Annotated in this window: 19 protein-coding genes, 1 tRNA gene and 1 pseudogene; 9 read left to right on the forward strand and 12 right to left on the reverse strand. The window is 62.8% G+C overall.

Going from position 1 to position 20,661, the window contains the following annotated elements; translation table 11 throughout:
• Positions 1-255 precede the first annotated feature (255 nt).
• Positions 256-546: a type II toxin-antitoxin system TacA family antitoxin gene (locus tag AC5O5R_RS03495; protein WP_172223584.1), complete on the forward strand. Its 291-nt coding sequence runs from the start codon at positions 256-258 to the stop codon at positions 544-546.
• Positions 504-1,025, forward strand: a complete 522-nt coding sequence (locus AC5O5R_RS03500) for a GNAT family N-acetyltransferase (RefSeq protein ID WP_172223581.1) — start codon at positions 504-506, stop codon at positions 1,023-1,025. The genes AC5O5R_RS03495 and AC5O5R_RS03500 overlap by 43 nt, the downstream gene beginning before the upstream one ends.
• Here the strand turns inward: AC5O5R_RS03500 and AC5O5R_RS03505 are convergent, their stop codons facing one another.
• From AC5O5R_RS03505 to AC5O5R_RS03515, 3 genes are all read right to left on the reverse strand, one after another.
• Complete coding sequence (locus AC5O5R_RS03505; RefSeq protein ID WP_172285932.1) at positions 1,026-2,456, reverse strand: aldehyde dehydrogenase family protein; 1,431 nt, start codon at positions 2,454-2,456, stop codon at positions 1,026-1,028.
• Between the two features lie 13 nt (positions 2,457-2,469).
• Positions 2,470-3,969, reverse strand: a complete 1,500-nt coding sequence (locus AC5O5R_RS03510; RefSeq protein WP_172285933.1) for a purine-cytosine permease family protein — start codon at positions 3,967-3,969, stop codon at positions 2,470-2,472.
• Positions 3,970-4,063: 94 nt separating this feature from the next.
• On the reverse strand, positions 4,064-4,453 hold the full coding sequence (locus AC5O5R_RS03515) for a YybH family protein (protein WP_494514961.1): 390 nt from the start codon (positions 4,451-4,453) through the stop codon (positions 4,064-4,066).
• A 203-nt stretch (positions 4,454-4,656) separates the two neighbouring features.
• Between AC5O5R_RS03515 and AC5O5R_RS03520 the strand changes: the two are divergent.
• The 7 genes and pseudogenes from AC5O5R_RS03520 to AC5O5R_RS03550 all read left to right on the forward strand — a co-directional run.
• Positions 4,657-4,887 (forward strand): annotated as a pseudogene (locus tag AC5O5R_RS03520) (Fic family protein); the annotation flags it as partial.
• Between the two features lie 280 nt (positions 4,888-5,167).
• Positions 5,168-5,986, forward strand: a complete 819-nt coding sequence (gene ppk2, locus AC5O5R_RS03525; RefSeq protein WP_172224550.1) for a polyphosphate kinase 2 — start codon at positions 5,168-5,170, stop codon at positions 5,984-5,986.
• 36 nt (positions 5,987-6,022) lie between these two features.
• On the forward strand, positions 6,023-7,219 hold the full coding sequence (locus AC5O5R_RS03530; RefSeq protein ID WP_172224547.1) for a monovalent cation:proton antiporter-2 (CPA2) family protein: 1,197 nt from the start codon (positions 6,023-6,025) through the stop codon (positions 7,217-7,219).
• A gap of 38 nt (positions 7,220-7,257) precedes the next feature.
• Entirely contained in the window at positions 7,258-8,355 is a 1,098-nt protein-coding gene (locus tag AC5O5R_RS03535) for an AI-2E family transporter (protein ID WP_172224544.1), read from the forward strand.
• A 7-nt stretch (positions 8,356-8,362) separates the two neighbouring features.
• Positions 8,363-9,877, forward strand: a complete 1,515-nt coding sequence (locus AC5O5R_RS03540) for an efflux transporter outer membrane subunit (RefSeq protein WP_494514962.1) — start codon at positions 8,363-8,365, stop codon at positions 9,875-9,877.
• Positions 9,874-10,965 (forward strand): HlyD family secretion protein, encoded by a 1,092-nt coding sequence (locus tag AC5O5R_RS03545; RefSeq protein ID WP_172285937.1) that lies wholly within the window; start codon positions 9,874-9,876, stop codon positions 10,963-10,965. The genes AC5O5R_RS03540 and AC5O5R_RS03545 overlap by 4 nt, the downstream gene beginning before the upstream one ends.
• Entirely contained in the window at positions 10,955-11,965 is a 1,011-nt protein-coding gene (locus tag AC5O5R_RS03550; protein WP_172224535.1) for a DUF2955 domain-containing protein, read from the forward strand. Before AC5O5R_RS03545 ends, AC5O5R_RS03550 begins: the two co-directional genes overlap by 11 nt.
• Before the next feature lies 1 nt (position 11,966).
• Here AC5O5R_RS03550 and AC5O5R_RS03555 read toward each other — a convergent pair whose 3' ends face one another.
• From AC5O5R_RS03555 to AC5O5R_RS03595, 9 genes are all read right to left on the reverse strand, one after another.
• Positions 11,967-13,679 carry a SulP family inorganic anion transporter gene (locus AC5O5R_RS03555; protein ID WP_494514963.1) on the reverse strand — a complete coding sequence of 571 codons (1,713 nt, stop codon included), beginning with the start codon at positions 13,677-13,679 and terminating at the stop codon, positions 11,967-11,969.
• A gap of 133 nt (positions 13,680-13,812) precedes the next feature.
• Positions 13,813-14,913, reverse strand: coding sequence for a redox-regulated ATPase YchF (gene ychF / locus AC5O5R_RS03560; protein ID WP_494512084.1), 1,101 nt, complete (start codon positions 14,911-14,913; stop codon positions 13,813-13,815).
• 22 nt (positions 14,914-14,935) lie between these two features.
• Positions 14,936-15,520, reverse strand: a complete 585-nt coding sequence (pth, locus tag AC5O5R_RS03565; RefSeq protein ID WP_133331270.1) for an aminoacyl-tRNA hydrolase — start codon at positions 15,518-15,520, stop codon at positions 14,936-14,938.
• Between the two features lie 79 nt (positions 15,521-15,599).
• On the reverse strand, positions 15,600-16,196 hold the full coding sequence (locus tag AC5O5R_RS03570) for a 50S ribosomal protein L25/general stress protein Ctc (protein WP_172224524.1): 597 nt from the start codon (positions 16,194-16,196) through the stop codon (positions 15,600-15,602).
• A 118-nt stretch (positions 16,197-16,314) separates the two neighbouring features.
• Entirely contained in the window at positions 16,315-17,256 is a 942-nt protein-coding gene (locus AC5O5R_RS03575) for a ribose-phosphate pyrophosphokinase (protein WP_003247410.1), read from the reverse strand.
• Between the two features lie 48 nt (positions 17,257-17,304).
• Positions 17,305-17,379 (reverse strand) — tRNA-Gln (locus AC5O5R_RS03580).
• Positions 17,380-17,399: 20 nt separating this feature from the next.
• Positions 17,400-18,260, reverse strand: coding sequence for a 4-(cytidine 5'-diphospho)-2-C-methyl-D-erythritol kinase (ispE, locus tag AC5O5R_RS03585; protein WP_172224521.1), 861 nt, complete (start codon positions 18,258-18,260; stop codon positions 17,400-17,402).
• A gap of 4 nt (positions 18,261-18,264) precedes the next feature.
• Positions 18,265-18,882, reverse strand: a complete 618-nt coding sequence (lolB, locus tag AC5O5R_RS03590) for a lipoprotein insertase outer membrane protein LolB (protein WP_172224518.1) — start codon at positions 18,880-18,882, stop codon at positions 18,265-18,267.
• 4 nt (positions 18,883-18,886) lie between these two features.
• On the reverse strand, positions 18,887-20,608 hold the full coding sequence (locus AC5O5R_RS03595; protein ID WP_494512085.1) for a tetratricopeptide repeat protein: 1,722 nt from the start codon (positions 20,606-20,608) through the stop codon (positions 18,887-18,889).
• Positions 20,609-20,661 lie beyond the last annotated feature (53 nt).

The raw sequence follows: 20,661 nt of genomic DNA on the forward strand, positions 1-20,661 counted from the left end.
TTGTGGGGGTACCAGGAAGTGGGACTTTGCGCGGGAAGGGGAAAGTCACGCGGGACAGAGGTTTGTGTTTCCTGGTCTGGCTCTTCGCGGGTGAACCTGCTCGCACAGACCTGGCGTCGCTCCCCGGAACTGGATGACCGTTCGTAACGCAAAGTGATTTACAGCTATACATTTGCGTTACGCTTTCGTAGGCTTTGCCTAATCGACAGAATGGGTCGATCTGGTGGCCCGCGTGGTACGGGCGAGGAGTCATCCATGGGTGAAGTGCATACACGGGACCGCAGCAAAACGGTGCCATTGAACATGAGGGTTGCCGAGCATCGCCGCGACCTGATCGACGCTGCAGTTGAAGTTGTTGGCGGTGATCGCACCAGCTTTGTGCTTGAAGCTGCCTGCAAGCGGGCCGAGGAAGTGCTCATGGAGCAACGCTTGTTCCTGCTTGATGAACAAGCCTATGACGCATTCACCCAGGCACTGGAAGACAACCCTATCAGGAGCAACGAATGCGTGAAGAAGCTGCTGGCAAGGCCGAAGCGCTGGCGCTGAGTGCTCCACAAGTGTTGAACGCGGACCATGACCTTGGCCAGTTCGATTGTGGGGAAGCTTCCATCAACAGCTACTTGTGGGACAAGGCACTGAAGGCCCAGCATGCCAAGCACGCGGTGGTCTATGTCAGCTGTTTTGCAGGCACCAACGCCGTCGCTGGTTTTTACACGTTGTCGAATGGGTCTGTGGCACGGGGCCACGGTGTATCGGCTCGCCTGCGCCGCAATGCGCCTGACCACCTGCCGGTGGTCGTATTGGGGCGCATGGGTGTAACCCGCCAGGCTGCGGGGCAGGGTGTGGCAACCGACCTCCTGCAGGATGCGATCGAACGAGCACTGGCCGCCTCGGAGGTCGTGGGCTGCGTCGCGATGATCGTGCATCCCCTTAGCGAGCGGCTGGAGAAGTTCTATGCCAAAAATGCTGGCTTCCGCCTCTGCCCCGAGCTGTCACCCAAGACGATGATGATGTCGCTGAAATAATCAGCCGAGGCACCGCGTCACATGCTTGACCGACTGATAGGCCGCCAGGCCCCAAGGCCCGAGCTCCCGCCCGATTCCACTGCCCTTGGTGCCGCCCCACGAGGTCTCGACGAACACCGCCTGCACCGAGTTGATCCACACATGGCCAACTTCCAGCGCGTCGGCCACCCGCTCGGCGCGTTCCAGGTCGGCAGAGCACACGGTAGCCACCAGCCCGAAGCGGCTGTCGTTGGCTTCGGCAATCGCCTGCTCCTCGGTAGCGAAGCGCCGTGCGCACAGCACCGGGCCGAAGATTTCCTCGCTCCACAGGCGGCTGCCCTTGGGCACATCGGTGTACAACGTCGGGCTGACGAACCAGCCCTCACGGTCCAGCGCCTTGCCACCGGCCAGGCAGCGCAAGCCTTCTTCCCGCGCCGTGGCAAAGTAGCTGGCCACTTTCAGCCACTGCGCCTGGCTGGTCAGCGGCCCCATGTCGACTTCCTCGGTCAGCGGGTTGCCCACCCGTAGCTGTTCCAGTGCGGCCTGCAAACGCGGCAGCAATGCATCGGCAATGCCGTCCTGCACCAGCAGCCGCGACGTGGCCGAGCACATCTGCCCGGCGTTCCAGCTGATACCGGCGACGATCCACGCCACCGCCTGGTCGACATCACAATCATCGAACACCACGATCGCCGACTTGCCGCCCAGCTCCAGTGTCACTGGCCGGCACTGCGCCGATGCGCTGCGCATCACCTGGCTGCCGACACTGTTGCTGCCGGTGAACGACAGCTTGTCCAGGCCGTTGTGGCTGCTTAGCGCAGCGCCGGTTTCGGCCTTGCCGTTGACGATGTTCACCACGCCTGCCGGCAGGCCAATCGCGTCGGCGATCTGGCCGTAGGCTAGTTCGATCAGTGGGGTAACTTCCGAGGGCTTGAGCACCACGGTGCAACCCGCGGCCAGGGCCGGAGCGAGCTTCCAGGCGCTGGTCACCAACGGGAAGTTCCACGGCACGATCAGCCCGACCACGCCTACCGGCTCCAGGCGTGTGCGCGCCGTGAAGCCCGGCGCAGCCAGTGGCACGTCACGGTTTTTCGACGGTAGCTGTTCGGCCAGTTCGGCGTAGTAGGCGAACGTGGCGATGGCGTCGTCCAGGTCAATTTCCGCCTCATGGCGTGGCTTGCCGTTGTTGCGCATCTGCAACGCAATCAACGCTTCGCGACGCTGCCCCAGCTGCTCGGCAAACCCGCGCAAGCAGGCAGCGCGCTCGCTGGCGCTGGTGTTCTTCCAGGCGGGCAGGGCGCCACGGGCGGCAGCCACGGCCTGGTCGACCTGGGCCACGCTCGCGGCCATGAATTCAGCAAAGGGCAGCCCGAGCGCAGGGTCGTTGACGCTGATGCAGTCGCTGCCCTGGCCTTCGACCCAGCGGCCGGCAATGTAGTGGGAAGTGGTCATGGTCGGTTTCCAGTCAGGCCATTTCGGCAGTGGTTACCGGCGTGTGCGCAGTGCTTTTGCAGCGCACCCAACGCGGCCCACGGGGGCCATACACGCCAGCAGGTTCAGGGAAAAGGTTGAGCAGCAGCAGGTACAGCACGCCGGCCAGCCCCAGGGTTACCGGCAGGCTCACGTCGATGCCGCCGGCCAGGTCGCCCAGCGGGCCGACGAACTGCCCCGGCAGGTTGACGAAGCACAGGCCGACCGCTGCGCTGGGCAGCCATGCGCCCATGCCGCGCCAGTTCCAGCCATGCAGGAACCAGTAGTGGCCGCCGCGCTGGCCGCGGGTAAACACCTGCAAGTCATCGGCATGGTAGAAACCGCGGCGGGTGATCAGCCCGAGAATCATGATCACCATCCACGGGCTGGTGCAGGTGATGATCAGCACGGCGAAGGTCGACACGCTCTGCACCAGGTTGAAGGTGAAGCGGCCAACGAAGATGAAGCCGATTGCCAGCACGCCGATCAGCAATGTGGCGCCGGCACGGCTGAGCAAACGCGGGAACACGCTCGACATGTCCAGGCCAGTGCCATACAGCGCGGTGGTGCCGGTGGACATGCCGCCGATCACCGCAATCAGGCATACCGGCAGGAAGAACCAGCTCGGTGCTACCGCCAGCAGGCCGCCGACATAGTTGTTGGCGGCGATGTAGTCCGGTGCGTGGGTGGCTACCAGGGTGGCGGTGCACAGGCCGAACAGAAACGGGATCAGCGTCGCACCCTGCGCTGCAACTACTGCCAGCATGATGCGCGCCTTGGGCGTTTCACGCGGGATATAGCGTGACCAGTCGCCAAGAAAAGCGCCGAACGAAACCGGGTTGCTCATGGCCAGGATCGCCGCGCCGACGAAGGCTGCCCAGAAGCCCGCCTGGCCTAGGTTGACGCTGCCCGCATAGCCGGCATCGAACGGCCCGGCGAAGGCGACAATGCCCAGCAGGAACAGCAGGCTCGAGGCCCACACGGCAATCTTGTTGACCCACAACATGAAACGGAAGCCGAAGATGCACACCACCAGCACCAGCACGGCGAACAAGCCATAGGCCAGGCCCAGGGTCAGGTCGGTTTCCGGCAGGCCGGCCAGGCGCTTGGCACCGCCGACCAAGGCATCACCCGAGCTCCACACCGACAACGAAAAGAACGCCACCGCAGTGAGCAGCGACAGGAACGAGCCGACGATACGCCCGTGCACACCAAAGTGTGCGCCAGACGACACGGCGTTGTTGGTGCCGTTGATTGCCCCGAACAGGCCCATTGGCGCGAGAATCAGCGCACCCACGGCGACGCCGAGCAAGATCGCCCACACGCCCGCCTGGAACGACAGCCCGAACAGTACCGGGAAGCTGCCCAGCACGGCTGTGGCAAAGGTATTGGCGCCGCCGAAGATCAGGCGGAACAGGTCCAGCGGGGCGGCGTCGCGTTGATCGTCGGGGATCTGTTCGACGCCATTGGTCTCGATACCGGTCGAGTGGCTCATGGTGATGCTCCAGCGCGGTTGTTGTGGGCCGGCGCAGTGCGCGGGCCTTGTTGTGGGTGCGATGGCAGGGCGGCAAGGCCGCTAGAAACAACGATCAGGCTGGTGATGCGACCGACAGGTGCTCGTGGCAGGCGAGCCACTGCTCACCCTGGCGGCGGAAGACGATAGTCTCGCGCTCGCTCAACTGGTGGTCTTCACCGGCGATGCGGATATGCGTGGCTACATCGTGCATGAAGATGGCCACGTCCCCTTGCAGGCTCACATGGGCATTACCCGACTCGCAGGCCAGCACTGCAAAGCCCTCTGCCTGCCACTGGGCCCAGAGCTGCTCGTAGGCACGGCGCGACAGCAGCGGTTGCGGCAAGGTGTGGACAAGGAACGTGGCGTCTTCGCTGAAGCAGGCGAAATAGCGGGCGGTGTCGTTGCTGGCAAACGCGGCAACGAGGGCAGCGGCGGCTTGCCGTACCTGGAGTGTCTGGTCCACGGGAGTGGCCTCACGGTTTTTGTGATTGTGGTGAAGCGATTCTGGTGGCGGTGGGCGAGGGGAAAAATCGCTGGGGGCAAATAATCAGTTCAGGAATTTGTGAAGTGATGGGCGCGCTTCCATTACCCCGTGATGTCCCTGGATCAAGGTGAGCGCGGTCGTGGTAATCATTTTGTGGCAGTTACACACCAAGCAATCCAGCGACCGACCAAGTAACCGACCAAGTAACCGACCAAGTAGCGACTCTCTTGAATGTAATGCCTGTGGGTATCGCCTTGAAGGCCGGGGAGCTTATGCAACAGCTGGGTCTTTCGCACCGGGCCACATTCCGCAAGAGTTACTTGCACCCGGCCCTCGCTGCTGGATTGATCGAGATGACAGACCCTGATTCTCCTCGTAGTCCCAAGCAGCGGTATCGGCGCGTTACAAAGTAGGCTCGTTAGCGAAAAACTCAAATACGGCCACTGCTCTGGGGCGGCCATCGACCAGAAGCCGCTGTTGAGCCCAACAACAATCCTTGTGGGAGCGGCGGTGCGGCGATCCCACAGGGATTGCATCAGGACTTTCAGGTGCTTTTGCAGAGCACCTGTCATCTGCTGCAATCAATATTCAGCAACCTTTCCGCCATCTCCCCTGATGCCGGCACGGCAAGCGAAGCAGCAAACTGCCATGGATCAACCATACTGACTCTTCATTCGCCCTGTGGAGAGGGACATGTCGAAGCCATCAAGGAAAAAAGCCACCCAGGACCAGCACGAGAAACTGGGTGGCAAGGCTTACGAAAAAGCGCTCAAGCCCCTGCATGTCGAGCTGGTCAAGCTGCAGGAGTGGGTGGTGGCCAAGGGCTTGAAGGTGTGCATTGTCTTCGAAGGCCGCGACGGTGCAGGCAAGGGCGGCACCATCAAGGCCATCACCGAGCGCGTCAGCCCCCGGGTGTTTCGCGTAGTGGCGCTGCCGGCTCCGACCGAGCGGGAAAAAACCCAGATGTACGTGCAACGCTACCTGGGCCACCTGCCCGCAGCAGGCGAAGTGGTGATCTTCGACCGCAGCTGGTACAACCGCGCCGGTGTCGAGCGGGTGATGGGTTTTTGCAGCGATGAGCAGGCCAGCAAGTTCCTCAGTGTGGTGCCGCTGTTCGAGAAGATGATGGTCGAGTCGGGCATCATTCTTGTCAAATACTGGCTTGAAGTCAGCGCCGAAGAGCAGACCCGCCGCCTGCAGGACCGCATCAACGACGGCCGCAAGCTATGGAAGCTGTCGCCGATGGACCTCAAGTCGTATACCCGCTGGGATGCCTACACCAAGGCCCGCGACGACATGTTCGCCGCCTCCGACTCGTCATGGGCGCCGTGGTTCGTAGCCCATTCCAACGACAAGCGCCGCGCCCGGCTGAACATCATCAGCCACATGCTGACGCGCATTCCCTACAAGGACATCACCCGCGAGCAGATCGTGAAGCTGCCCAAACGCGGCAAGATCGGCAAATACCAGCCCTTGGCCTACCCGTTCAAAGCGGTCGAAGAGCGTTTCTGATCCCGCCCTTGCGGGCAATAGCGAGGGTGCGAGTCTATGCCACATGACGGCAGCTTGCTGCAGGCGACAGTGGTGTTCCTGTTGGCTGTGGTGCTTCTTGTGCCGCTTGCGCAGCGGTTGAAAATGGGCGCAGTCCCCGGCTATCTGTTGGCCGGTATGCTGATCGGGCCCTCGGTGCTTGGCCTGCTGAACAACCCGGACAACGTTGCACGCCTGTCGGAGATGGGTGTGGTCATGCTGTTGTTCGTCATTGGCCTTGAGCTTTCCCCCAGGCGCTTGTGGACCATGCGCCGGGCGTTGTTTGGCGTTGGCACATTGCAGGTGGGCCTGACGGCACTGCTACTGGGGCTGTGCGCCTATTTCCTGTTTGACCAATCAAAGGCGGCTGCAATCGTGCTGGGGCTGGGCCTGGCCTTGTCATCCACGGCCTTTGGCCTGCAGGTACTGGCCGAGCGCAAGGACCTGGGCAAGCCACACGGGCGCCTGGCCGTGGCAATTCTGTTGTTCCAGGACATTGCTGCCATTCCACTGATTGCCGTGGTGCCAATGCTGGGGGGGGATAGCAGTGCCGCCGAAGAACGTGGCTGGCCGGTGCTCGCGGTATTGGCCGGTATTGGCGTGCTGATCGTGTTCGGCCGCTACCTGTTCACCCCGGTCTTCAAATGGACGGTCGGCTCGGGTTTGCCAGAGCTGTCGACGGCTACCGCGTTGCTGGTGGTGCTGGGGGCGGCCTGGCTTATGGAGCATGTGGGGGTGTCGATGGCGCTGGGCGCCTTCCTGGCTGGCGTGCTGATGGCAGATTCGCCGTTTCGACATGAGCTGGAAACCCAGATCGAGCCGCTCAAAGGCCTGCTCCTCGGGCTGTTTTTCGTCGGTGTCGGCATGAGTGCCGACCTGCGGCTGCTGTTTGGCATGCCGCTGATAGTGTTGGGTCTGACATTGTTGCTGGTGGCAGTCAAGTTACCCCTGCTGTTTGGGCTGGCACGCACGGCGGGCGGGCTCAACAGGGCCCAGGCCTTGTGCCTGGCGGTGGTGCTGGCGTCTGGCGGGGAGTTTGCGTTCGTGGTGTTCAAGCTGGCGCTTGACCATCAGGTGCTGACGCAGCAAGTGCACGATCTGCTGGTACTGGCCATCACCTTGTCGATGGCCGTGGTGCCCTTGGTGATGATGGCCCTGGCCCGGCAGTTGCGTGATGACAACCCTGCGCAGCCAAGCCCTGAAACGGGCCACTGACCGCGCCATGCGGCGCACTGAGTGTTCGGAGGTGATCCATGCAGCCGAGTTTCAAGCTGGACAGCAATCTGTCACGGGGGTTGCTCGATGTACTCATCAAGGCTGGCCTGGTGGCTGCTCTGGTGGTGTTCGCCTTCCAGACGTTCCAGCCATTCCTGGAGTTGATGCTGTGGGCGATGATTCTGGCGATTACCTTGTACCCACTGCATCGTCGCCTTCAGCACCGCACCGGGCTCAAGCACGGCTATGCAGCGACACTGGTGGTGGTGCTGCTGCTGTTGGTGTTGTTGGTGCCGATCTACCTGGTAGTGATGTCCATCGGTGAGTCGGTGGACAGCATGGTGGGCCTGCTCAGGAGCGGTGCCTGGAGTGTGCCTTCACCCCCTGAGTCGGTGGCTGCCTGGCCGCTGATCGGGCCGAAGGTGCATGCGCTCTGGCTGGCCGCCTCCCAGAACATGGCCAGCGTCCTGAACCAATGGATGCCCCAGCTCAAGGGCGCCGGGCTTACCCTGCTGGGGGCTGCAGCCAGTGCTGGCGGGGCCTTCCTGCTGTTTATCGGAGCAATAATCATTTCTGGGGTGCTCATGGCTTTTGGTGAGCGTGGCGAAGTTGCAGCGCAGCGCATCGCCATGCGGGTATCGGGCGAAGAGCGTGGCAAGCCGCTGGCCAGACTGTGCACGGCTACCATACGCGCAGTGGCGCAAGGCGTGATCGGCATTGCCTTTATTCAGATGCTGCTGATCGGTGTCGGTTTTGTAGTGAAGGGCGTCCCCGGGGCCGGGATGCTGGCCATTGTCATCCTCATGCTGGGCATTGCCCAGGCACCGGCTACCTTGATTACGCTGCCGGTCATCATCTATGTGTTCAACGCCGAAGGCTTCACCGTGGCGACTGTGATTTTCGCCATCTACACCTTCGTCGCCGGGCTGGCCGACAACGTGCTCAAGCCGCTGTTGCTGGGGCGAGGGGTTGATGTGCCGATGCCAGTGGTGCTTATCGGGGCTCTGGGCGGCATGGTGGTCAAAGGCATCATCGGCTTGTTCATCGGCCCGGTGATCCTGGGCGTGACCTACGTACTGTTCTGGCAATGGGTTGCGCTGCAGGTGCCGGAGCAGCCGGCGCCACCTGCGCCCTGAGCTTGCCATGGCCAACCGCTGGCATGGCCTTGCGCTGCTGATTGTGCTGGCGGGGTGTACCCGGGTCGGGCCGGATTTCGCAGCGCCTCAGACCCCGTGGCTGGGTAGCTGGAGTACGCCGTTGCTAGAGCAGGCGGTGCGTAGCGCTGCGGCGCCTGATTTGCGCCAGTGGTGGGCGGTGTTCACCGACCCGACGCTGGACGCGCTGATTTCCGAGGCCGATACCAATAACACCAACCTGCGCGTGGCAGGCCTGCGTATCGCTGAAGCCCGCGCCCAACTGGCCATCGTGCAGTCCGGTCGCTATCCGCAATTGCAGCAGTTGAGTGCGCAGAGCTTGTACCTGAAGCAGAACCAGTCTGGTACTGCCAGCGCTCGTGACTCGGTGTTCTGGCAGGCCAGCGTCGGTTTCGACATCGCTTGGGAAGTCGACTTCTGGGGCCGATTCAGTCGGGCAATCGAAAGCGCTGATGCCGTTTATTTCGCCTCCCAGGCCAACTACGCCGACGCCATGCTGCTGTTGCGAGCGCAGGTGGCTGACACCTATTTCGCCCTGCGTACAGCCGAGGCGCGGCTGGATATTGCGCAACAGAACGCCCGGCGCCAGGCACGTAGCCTGGAGATCACCGAACGGCTGTTCCGCCACGGTGAAAATGACGAACTGGACTGGCAACAGGCGCGTACCCAGTATCTGGCCACCCAGGCCACCATCCCGGAGTTCGAAAACCAGCTCAATGCCTTGCGCAACGTGCTGTGCTCGCTGCTGGGTCGTCCGCCAGGACCGCTGCCCCAGCTGGATGCGCAACACGGCGTTTTGCCTTTGCCGGACCGCGCCGTGCTTCACGACGTACCTGCCAGCCTGTTGCAACGGCGGCCGGACATTCGTGCCGCTGAACAGGCCGTGGCGGCGCAATCTGCGCTGGTGGGCGTGGCCGAGGCGGACCTTTATCCACAACTGAGCCTTCTCGGCAGTATCGGCTGGACCTTGTTGTCGGCCAGTCACCTGCCCGACACCTTCGAGCTCGCCGCAGGCCCGAGCCTGATCTGGAACCCCTTCGATTACGGCCGGCGCAAGAACGCCGTCCGCGTGGAGGATGCCCGTCTGCAACAATTGATCGAGTTGTACCATCAGAGCGTGCGCGAAGCCGCCCGTGAGGCGGACGACGCCGCCAGTGGCCTGGTGCGTTCGCTGCAAAGCGCCAGCATTCGCCAGGAAGCCTCTCAGGCTGCCCAGCGTTCGTTGAACCTGGCCAGTTCGCAGTATCAGGAAGGCTTCGCCGACTTCCAGCGCGTGCTCGACGCCCAGCAACTGCTGCTGCAGCAACAGGATGGTTACCTGGTCAGTCGAGGCAATGCGGTGAGTAGCCTGGTGAGCCTGTACAAGGCGTTGGGGGGCGGCTGGGACAACACGCGCAAGGCGATCGACCCTGCCAGCCGCCAGCAGATGGAGAACCGTAGCGATTGGGGCGACCTGCTGAGCGAGCCGGCTGCTGCCAACCCTGAACAAGGTGAGCCAAAATGAGCGACGCCGCACAAACGCCGCCAGCCCCTGACCGCGGCATGCGCTGGATAGTTGTTCTGATCATCGTCAGTCTGGTCTGGTACCTGCTGGCCGACCGTTTTACACCCTACACCCAGCAGGCCCGGCTGCAGGCCTATGTTGTTCCGATCGCTGCTGAAGTGGCCGGGCAGATCAAACGCGTGGCGGTGGGCAACAACCAGGAAGTGCGCCGGGGTGATGTACTGTTCGAGCTCGATCAAGAGCAGTACAGCATTGCCCTGGCCCGCGCCGAAGCCGATCTCGATACCGTGCGCCGGCAGATCGGCGCCAGTACCGCTGGCATTGATTCGGCCCAGGCCGCGCTGGTGGCGGCCCAGGCCAACGAGCGCAAGGCGCGGCAGGACGCCGCGCGCCTCAAGCGGTTGATCGAAGAAGACCCCGGCACGGTATCGGTGCGTCGGCTGGAAGGCGCCCAGGCAACGCGCGACCAGGCCATAAGCCAGGTAGCGGCGGCGCGTGCCGAAGTCGAGCGCGCCCGTGAACAGCAGGGCGGCGCCGACGCCGACAACGCGCAACTGCGCAGCGCGACGGCCAACGTGGAAAAAACCCGTCTGGACCTGGCTCGCACCGTGGTGCGCGCCGATGCCAATGGTTTGATCACCGACCTGCGCACCGATGTTGGCCACTATGTCGGGGCGGGCAGCCCGATGATGACCCTGATCACGATTCATGACGTGTGGATCAGCGCCGACATGACCGAGAACAACCTCGGCCGCCTTCGCCCCGGCACCCCGGTGCTGGTGGTGCTCGACGCATTGCCCGGCACCGTGCTGAAAGGGCGGATACGCAGCATTGGCTACGGCGTGAGCGTGGGCCAGAGCACTCCGCCAGGCACGCTGCCGACTGTGCAGAACAGCCGCGAGTGGTTGCGTTCGGCGCAACGCTTTCCAGTGATAGTCGAACTGGAGCGCGACCAGCTGCAGGACAAGACCGCGCTGCGGGTCGGCGGCCAGGCCGAGGTCATGGCGCTGCCCGGTGAAGGCAATCCGTTGAACGTGCTGGGCCGGATGTTCATGTGGCTGATGAGCTGGCTATCTTATGCCTATTGAGCTGCGCGGCCTGCGTGCCATGCGCCTGGCCTGGGGCGTGGCGTTGTGCTTGGCCGCAAGCTTTGGCATGGGTTTGCCGGTGCCGATCCTGGCGCCGGTGTTCGCGGTGCTGCTGCTGGCCACGCGCAGCCAGCCGCTGCCACTCAAGGCGGCGCCGGCCCTGGCGGTGCTGGTACTGCTCAGTTGTGGCAGCGGGCTGCTGCTGATTCCGCTGTTGCGTCATGCCCCGGCGAGCGGTGTGTTGCTGGTGGGGGTGGGGGTGTTCCTGACCCTGCGCTACGCGCTGAAGGGCGGCAACGGCCTGTTGGCCAACCTGCTGGTAATCGGCTTGACCATGATTGCCGCTGCCGGCACCAGCGACTTCAGCTTGGCGCTGTCGGTGGTCGAAGCGCTGGCCAAAGGCATGCTTCTGGCGGTGTTGGGCTCTGCAGCGGCGCATGCGTTGTTCCCCGAGCCTGCCAATGCGCCACCGCAGCCGGCGCCTGCGCTACTGGGCAGCGAGCATGTGAGCTGGGTGGCGCTGCGTGCCACGCTGATTGTGATGCCTGCCTTTCTGCTGGCGCTGATAGCCCCAGACCAGTACATGCCGCTGATCATGAAAGCGGTGAGCGTGGGGCAACAGGCCGGCGAGACCCGCGCACGCCACGCCAGCCGCGAGCTGATCGGCTCGACCTTGCTGGCGGGGTTGTTGGCGATGCTGCTGTGGGGGGCGCTGAGCCTGTTTGTGCACGTGTGGATGTTCTTTCTGTGGGTGCTGCTGTTTGCTCTCTGGCAGGCGCGACGGTTGTACCAGGCGGTGCCGAACCGGCAGAGTCCGGCGTTCTGGGTCAGCTGCATCACCACCCTGCTGATCCTGCTGGGGCAGTCGGTGCAGGACAGCGCCGGCGGGCAGGATGTGTATAAAGCGTTTGCGGTGCGCATGGCCTTGTTTTTGGCGGTATCGGTGTATGCCAGTGCCATGCTGATCTGGATCGATCGGCGCCGGACCTGCGCAGGATAACCTACGGCTGCCAGTCAACCCCGGTGTCCTTCAGGTAAGCATCAACTGCCGCACCCACTGTGGGGTGAAAAGCCTTCTCGCCCATATGCTCGAACAACTCGAATCGGCGCATCTTGTCCTTCACCGGGTCTTTCATCTCGGCAAACTGCAACTCCACCCCACGCGCCTCTAGCGCCCGGTCCAGCTCGCCCAGCATGTCCGCCGAAGTGATGTCGATGCTGGTCACCGGCTCGGCGGCAATCACCAGTCGCTGCACCGGTGTTGGCGATGCTTCCAGCGCCGCCATTACGGTGCTCTGGAACTGCTCGGCATTGGCAAAGAACAACGGCGCGTCCCAGCGCAGCAGCACCAGCCCCGGGATCCGACGGGCCTGTGGATAACGCTGCACGTCATGGTAGCCACGCAGCCCGTCGGCACGGCCGAGCACCGCGTGGTGCGGCCGCCAGCCATCCCACAGGAACTCGATAACCGAAATCACCACGGCTATGCATATACCAGGAACCGCCCCGAACACGGCAACACCGACGAAGCAGGTGAACGACAGCCAGAACTCCCACTGTTGCATGCGGAAGATGCGCTTGAGATCGGTGAACTCGAACAAGCCCAGTGCCGCGGCAATCACCACTGCCGCCAGTGCGCTGTTAGGCAGATGCTGCATCAGGTCTGGCGCGAGCAGCAGCAGGAGGGTGACCGCCAGTGCACCAATGATACCGGTAAGCTGGGTCTGCGCCCCGGCAGCCTCGGCTACCGGGGTACGCGACGAGCTGCTGCTGATCGGGATGCCCTGGAACAGCCCCGAGGCCAGGTTGGCTACACCCAGGCCGAACATTTCCTGGTTGGGGTTCACGGGCATCTTCAGACGTGCGGCGTAGGAGCGTGACAGCACACTGGTATCGGCGAACGACACCAGCGCTACGGCAATACCGCCCAAAACCACTTCGACCAGATCGATGTCTGTTACCCAGGGGAAGACGAGGCTAGGCAGGCCCTGAGGCAACTGGCCCAGTACCTTGACGCCCAGTTGGTCGAGATTGAACAGGCTCACCGCCAGCGTCGCCAGCACCACCGCGATGAGGATGCCCGGCAGGCGTTTGAAAGGCTTCAGCAATATGATCAGCATCAGGCTACCGGCGCCAACGATGAAGCTTGGCCAGTGCCCTTGGCCGTTGAGCAACGCCTGGCCCAGCAGCAAAAGGTCGCGCAGGGGGCCCTCGCTGTTCACTTTGAGGCCGAACAGCTTGGGTAACTGGCTGATCAGTACCGTAAGTGCGATGCCATTCATGTAGCCATAGCGGATAGGCTTGGACAGCAACTCGGTGATGAAGCCCAGGCGCAACAGCCCGGCGATCACGCAGAAAGCTCCCGCCACCAGGGCCATAAGGCTGGCGACGGCAATGGCGCGTTGCGGGTCGCTGGCAGCGTATTGCACCACTACCGCCAGGATCGGCGCGGCCAGGGCCGAGTCCGGGCCAAGCACCAGGATGCGGCTGGGGCCGAACAGGGCATAGGCCAGCAGCGGGATGATGGTGGCGTACAGGCCATAGATACCAGAGACGCCAGAGGCTTCGGCGTAGGCGATACCCACCGGTACCAGCATGGTGGTAAGCACCAGGCCGGCGGCGATGTCCCTGGGCAGCCAGGCAGGGTTGTAATGGAGCAGGGTCGCCAGGCCGGGTAACCAGCGTTGCCAGCCGACACGAGGTGTTTCGGGCATGATATGGGCTCTGGCGGGAGAGTGCTCGATCGAAGTCTAGATGCTCAAGGACCGGGCCGCTCGCAGATCCAGAAAAACAAAACCCCTTGAGGCGTGGGCCTCAAGGGGTTCTGTTGGGACTGCAGGCTGCCGCTTAGACGTTGAAGCGGAAGTGCATCACATCGCCGTCTTTAACGATGTAGTCCTTGCCTTCCAGGCGCCATTTACCGGCTTCCTTGGCACCGGCTTCACCCTTGAACTGGATGAAGTCGTCATAGGCCACTACTTCGGCGCGGATGAAGCCTTTTTCGAAGTCGGTGTGGATGACACCGGCCGCCTGCGGTGCGGTGGCACCGATGCGAACGGTCCAGGCGCGTACTTCCTGCACGCCGGCAGTGAAGTAGGTCTGCAGGTTCAGCAGTTCGTAACCGGCGCGGATCACGCGGTTCAGGCCAGGCTCTTCCAGGCCCAGGGCCTCGAGGAACATGTCCTTCTCTTCACCGTCGTCCAGCTCGGCGATTTCCGCTTCGATCTTGTTGCACACCGGCACCACCACCGCGCCTTCTTCCTCGGCAATGGCCTTGACCACGTCCAGGTGCGGGTTATTGTCGAAGCCGTCTTCGGCGACGTTGGCGATGTACATCACCGGCTTGCTGGTCAGCAGGTGGAAACCACGGATGACGGCTTTTTCGTCGTCAGCCATGTGCTTCATCAGGCTGCGCGCCGGCTTGCCTTCGGTGAAGTGCGGGATCAGCTTTTCGAGGATGGCCTTCTGCGCCAGGGCTTCCTTGTCGCCGCCCTTGGCGTTGCGCGCAACCTTCTGCAGCTGCTTCTCGCAGCTGTCGAGGTCGGCGAAGATCAGCTCGAGGTCGATGATCTCGATGTCACGCTTGGGGTCGACGCTGTTGGAAACGTGAATCACGTTCTCGTCTTCGAAGCAGCGCACCACGTGGGCAATGGCGTCGGTCTCGCGGATGTTGGCGAGGAACTTGTTGCCCAGGCCTTCGCCCTTCGAGGCACCGGCCACCAGGCCGGCGATGTCGACGAACTCCATGGTGGTCGGCAGGATGCGGTTAGGCTTGACGATCTCCGCCAGAGCCGCCAGGCGCGCATCGGGCATCGGCACGATGCCGCTGTTTGGCTCGATGGTGCAGAAAGGGAAGTTCTCCGCCGCGATGCCAGACTTGGTCAGGGCGTTGAACAGGGTGGACTTGCCGACGTTGGGCAGGCCGACGATGCCGCAATTGAAACCCATGGATATTCCCCTCTCTAGGAAATCAGGCCTTCTGGCTGTGCAGCTCGCGCATCGCCTTGGCGAAGTCGCCGGCAAGCACGTCCGGCAGCACGCCGAGGGCAAAATCGATGCTGGCGTCGAGCTTCTCCTGCTCGGCGCGCGGCGCGCGGCCCAGGACGAAGTTGGAGACCAGTTTGGCGTCACCCGGGTGGCCTATGCCAAGCCGCAGGCGGTAGAAGTCGTTCTGGTTGCCGAGCTGCGCAATGATGTCTCGCAGCCCGTTGTGCCCCCCATGGCCGCCGCCGCGCTTGAGCTTGGCAACGCCCGGAGGCAGGTCGAGTTCGTCGTGTGCCACCAGTATCGCTTCCGGTTTGATGCGGAAGAAATTGGCCAAGGCCGCCACGGACTGGCCGCTACGGTTCATGTAGGTGGTCGGGATCAACAAACGAACGTCGTTGCCCTGATGGCTGAACTTAGCCGTCAGGCCGAAATACTTTTTGTCAGCGGTCAGCGAAACACGCTGGGCGCTGGCAATGCGTTCAACGAAAAGAGCCCCTGCGTTATGCCGGGTCTGTTCGTATTCGGGGCCGGGGTTACCCAGGCCGACGATCAACTGGATGGCGGTCACGTCAGGGGCTCTTCCTTGGAGTTGTTGGGTTACAGGGCGCGCGGCACTGTAACCCGATCAACACCGGCGCGCGAGTGGATTACTCAGCGGCGCCTTCTTCAGCTTCTGGAGCAACGCGTGGAGCGTGAACGTTGGCAACAGCTTTGTCATCACCGTGGGCCAGAGCTACGAACTCTACGCCTTTAGGAGCTTTCAGGTCCGACAGGTGGATGATGGTGCCGATTTCGGCGTTGGCCAGGTCAACTTCGATGAACTCAGGCAGGTCTTTGGCTTCGCAGGAAACTTCGATCTGCGATTCAACGTGCGAGATCTCGCCGCCTTTCTTGACCGGGGCTTCTTCGTTGATGAAGTGCACTGGAACAACAGCGGTCAGCTTCTGGCCAGCAACGACGCGAACGAAGTCGGCGTGCATGATGAAGCCTTTGGCCGGGTGACGCTGCATGGCCTTGACCACGACGTTCTGCTTGGCGCCGTCAACGTTCAGTTCGATAACGTGGCTGAAGGCAGCTTCGTTTTCGAACAGCTTGGCGATTTCCTTGGCCACGATGGTCAGGGATTGGGCTTCTTTATCGCCACCGTATACAACGGCCGGGATGCTCAGCGCGTGACGCAGGCGGCGGCTCGCACCTTTCCCCAGGTCAGTACGCGCTTGTGCGTTCAGAATGAAATCAGTCATTTTGTTTCTCCAAAATAGCCCCCCGAGGGCGTTTGCGACCAGCGCCAACGGGGATGGCAAAAAAGCCCCGCCCCAACACGTGTTGGGGCGGGGCGCTTCACATCAATACGGGTTCCGCTTAGCGGAACATCGCACTGATTGATTCTTCATTGCTGATGCGGCGTACCGCTTCAGCGACAACCGGTGCGATATCCAGCTGGCGGATACGGTCACAGGCCTGAGCAGCGGCGGACAGCGGAACGGTGTTGGTCACCACCAGCTCGTCCAGTACCGACTTCTCGATGTTCTCGATCGCGCGGCCCGACAGGACAGGGTGCGTGCAGTAGGCATAAACCTTTGCAGCGCCGTGTTCTTTCAGGGCTTTGGCCGCGTGGCACAAGGTGCCGGCGGTGTCGACCATGTCGTCTACCAGGATGCAGGTGCGCCCTTCGACGTCGCCGATGATATGCATAACCTCGGAGTGGTTAGCCTTTTCGCGGCGCTTGTCGATGATACCCAGATCGACACCCAGGGACTTGGCGACGGCGCGTGCGCGCACGACACCACCGATGTCCGGGGAGACGATCATCAGGTTCTCGAAACGCTGGTCCTCGATATCGTCGACCAGTACGGGCGAGCCGTAGATGTTGTCGACCGGGATATCGAAGAAACCCTGGATCTGGTCAGCGTGCAGGTCGACGGTGAGTACACGGTCGATACCTACGACAGTGAGCATGTCAGCGACAACTTTGGCGCTGATGGCTACACGTGCCGAACGCGGACGGCGGTCCTGGCGGGCGTATCCGAAGTAAGGAATCACGGCGGTGATTCGGGATGCTGATGAGCGGCGGAAGGCGTCGGCCATCACTACCAGTTCCATCAGGTTATCGTTGGTCGGGGCACAAGTCGGCTGAATAATGAAGACGTCTTTACCGCGGACATTTTCATTGATCTCAGTGCTGATCTCGCCGTCGGAGAATTTACCGACAGAGACGTCACCGAGAGGGATATGCAGCTGACGTACGACACGCCGAGCCAGATCGGGGTTAGCGTTCCCCGTAAAGACCATCATCTTGGACACGCGCAGTACCTGAAGGCTGAGGGTATACCTGGATGAGTATAAGGAAAATGGCAGGGGCGGCTGGATTCGAACCAACGCATGGCAGGATCAAAACCTGCTGCCTTACCGCTTGGCGACGCCCCTGTATCTGTTGCTGCGAACGCTTATGCGCTCGACTTCTTGACCAGACTTTGCAGCTTGCGATGCAACATCGAAATATTGCTTCCTTTCGCCACAAACCCTGTTTGGGTCGCTGAAAGAAGGGCCAGAACTTTATCAGCTTCGGCTTTGCTTGGGAAGGCCCCAAACACACAACTTCCAGTTCCGGTTAGCCGAGCTTCAGTGAATTTTCCCAGCGAATTCAACGCATTGCGAACTTCTGGGTAATTCTGCTCTACCACCGGTTGGCAGTCATTTCGACTGTTTCCCTCGGGAACGGGGCGCATCTTAAGGGGGAGCGAATCACGTGTCAACTGTGGATGTGAAAAAATTTCTACTGTGCTGACAGACACTTGCGGCACCAGCACGACATACCAGGGCTCTGCGGGATCGACCGGGGTCAGTTGCTCGCCCACACCCTGGGCGAACGCCGCATGGCCGCGCACGAATACCGGCACATCGGCGCCAAGGCCCAGGCCCAGCGCGGCCAGGCGGTCTTCGTCCCAGTCCAGCTGCCACAGATGGGCAAGGCCCAGCAGGGTGGTGGCGGCATCCGAGCTGCCGCCGCCGATACCGCCGCCCATTGGCAATACCTTGCTCAGCCAGATGTCGGCGCCCAGCGTGGTGCCCGATTGCGCCTGCAGCTGGCGCGCTGCGCGCACGATCAGGTTGCTGTCGTGGGGAACCGTGTCGATCTCGGTGTGCAGGCGAATGACGCCGTCGTCACGCAAGGCGAAGCTCAGTTCGTCGCCGTGATCGAGAAACTGGAACACAGTTTCCAGCTCGTGGTAGCCGTCTGGGCGGCGGCCAATGATGTGCAGCCACAGGTTGAGCTTGGCCGGGGCGGGCAGGGTAAGTGTGTGCATGCAATCAGTGCCCCAGCTGGCGCGGCTGCCAGTCTTTCACTACCAGGGTCACGTCCAGGTCCTTGCCGTGCAGCTTCAGGCGTTCCGGCAGCCAGTAACCGTTCTGCTCGGTATAGCTCAGGTACTGCACCTGCCAGCCATCCTGGTCCAGGCTGGCCAGGCGGCTGTCGCCGTCCAGGGTCAGCTTGCTCTTGCTGTCAGGGGCGGGCAGGCCGCGCACCCACCAGACCAGGTGCGAGACCGGCAGGTTCCAGCCCAACTGCTCTTCCAGCAGGGCTTCCGGGCTGGTGGCCTCGTAGCGGCCCTGGTTGGCCACTTCCAGCACCACGCCGCCGGGGCGACCGGTCAGGCGTGCAGCACCACGGCCCAGCGGGCCGGCCAGGCGAATGTCGTAGTAGTCCTGGCGTTGCAGCCAGAACAGCGTGCCGCTGCCGGAGTCGCGCGGGGCGCGGATGCCGACCTTGCCGTTGATCTGCCAGCCGTCCAGGCTGCTCAGTTGTTCTTTATGGGCGCGCCACTGTTGCGGGTCGCCGTGGCCCTGCAGGGCCTCGCGGCTACCGAAGCCGGCGCAGCCGGCCAGCAGGGCGATCAGGGTGAAGGTAATGCAATGGCGCAGGAACATGGCGTTAAAGGGTCTCGGATCCGGTCAGGCGCAGGATGGTCTTGCGCAGGATGGGGCTGTCGGCCTGGGCGTCGAAGCCCTTGGCCCAGACCTGACGGGCTTCGCGGCGCTTGCCGTTGGCCCATAGCACTTCACCCAGGTGGGCGGCCACCTCGTGGTCGGGGAAGCTGGCAAAGGCCTGGCGCAGGTAGCTTTCAGCCGCGTCGAGGTTGCCTTGGCGGTAGTTGACCCAGCCCAGGCTGTCGAGTACCGCCGGGTCGTCCGGGGTCAACTGGTGGGCCTTGTCGATCAGCGCCTTGGCTTCGGCATAGCGGGTGGTGCGGTCGGCCAGGGTGTAGCCCAGGGCGTTCAGGGCCATGGCATTTTCCGGCTCGCGGGTGATGATGGCGCGCAGGTCTTTTTCCATCTGCGCCAGGTCATCGCGCTTTTCGGCCAGCATGGCGCGGGTGTACAGCAGGTTGAGGTCGTCCGGGTAGCGCTGGATGGCTTGCTGCAGCACCTGGTTGGCCTGGGCGTCCTTGTTGTTGTTGCTGTAGCTTTCCGATTCGATCAGGAACAGCTGGATAGCGTAGTCCGGCTGGGCTTCGCGGGCCTCGGCGAGCAGCCGCGAGGCTTCGCTGCCGCGGCCGTTGGCAATCAGGATGTCGGCCTGGCGCAGCTGGGCTGGCAGGTAGTCGGGGCCTGGGCCGACCAGGGCGTATTCACGCAGGGCGCCAGCAGGGTCGTGACGCTCTTCGTGGATGCGGCCCAGGTTCAGGTGCGCGGCATCGACGTTGCTGTCGCGTTCGATCAGTTCCTGCAGATAGCCTTCGGCTTCGTCCCAGTCCTTGTTCTCCAGGCATACCAGTGCCAGGGAGTAGCGCAGCTCGTCATCATCGGGGTATTGCTGGACCAGGCTGAGGAACTCGCCCTTGGCGTCGGCGATGCGGTCCTGTTCGACCAGGGTGCGCGCGTAGGTCAGGCGCAGACGCTTGTCGTCCGGGTTGTCGCGAATGGCCCCGCGCAGCAATGGCAGGGCCTCCGGGCCGCGGTCAAGGGTCTGCAGCAGGCGCGCACGCAGCAGGATCGGGGCGATCTCGCCGTTTTGCGGCGGGTGCGATTCCAGCAGTTCCAGGGCCTGTTCGGCCTTGCCGTCCTGGTTCAGCAGCAGAGCCTTGCCGAATACCAGCTGGCTGTTGTCCGGGTACTTCACCAGCAGCCGCTCGAAGCTTTGCAGCAGACCGTCGCGGGTGCTCTGGTCGGTTTCGGCGGCGGAGAGGGCGAGGAAGTCGAAATGGGTGTCGCCCTGGCCTTGCAGCACCTTTTCCATGTAGGCCATGGAGTCGTCATAGCGGCCAGCACGGGCCAGCTGGATGGCGGCGGCGCGCTGGGCGTCCAGGTTCTGCGGGTCGTTGCGGGCCCAGACCAGTGCGTTGTCCAGCGCCGGCTCGTCGGCGCCGAGGTATTCGGCGATACGGTAGGCACGTTCGGAAACACCGGGGTCCTGGGTTTTTGCCGCTTGGTCGGTGTAGTTGGCCAGGGCGATGTCGAAGCGGTTGCGCTGGCCGGCCAGCTCCGCCACCAGCAGGCTATAGAATGTATCGGGCTTGAACGAGCCATACACCACGGGCTTTTCCGCCTCGCTCTTGCCGGCTTCGGCAACGGGAGGCTCGGCCGTTTGCGGGGCCAGGCTCTGGCAGCCCTGGAGCAGGGCGAAGGCAAGCAGCAGTGCGTATGGTCTGTTCATAGAAAGGCTTATAGGAGGACTCACCGGCGGTGGGGGCATGATGACACAAGCGC

The organism is Pseudomonas sp. 8_5_2, from assembly GCF_059295255.1.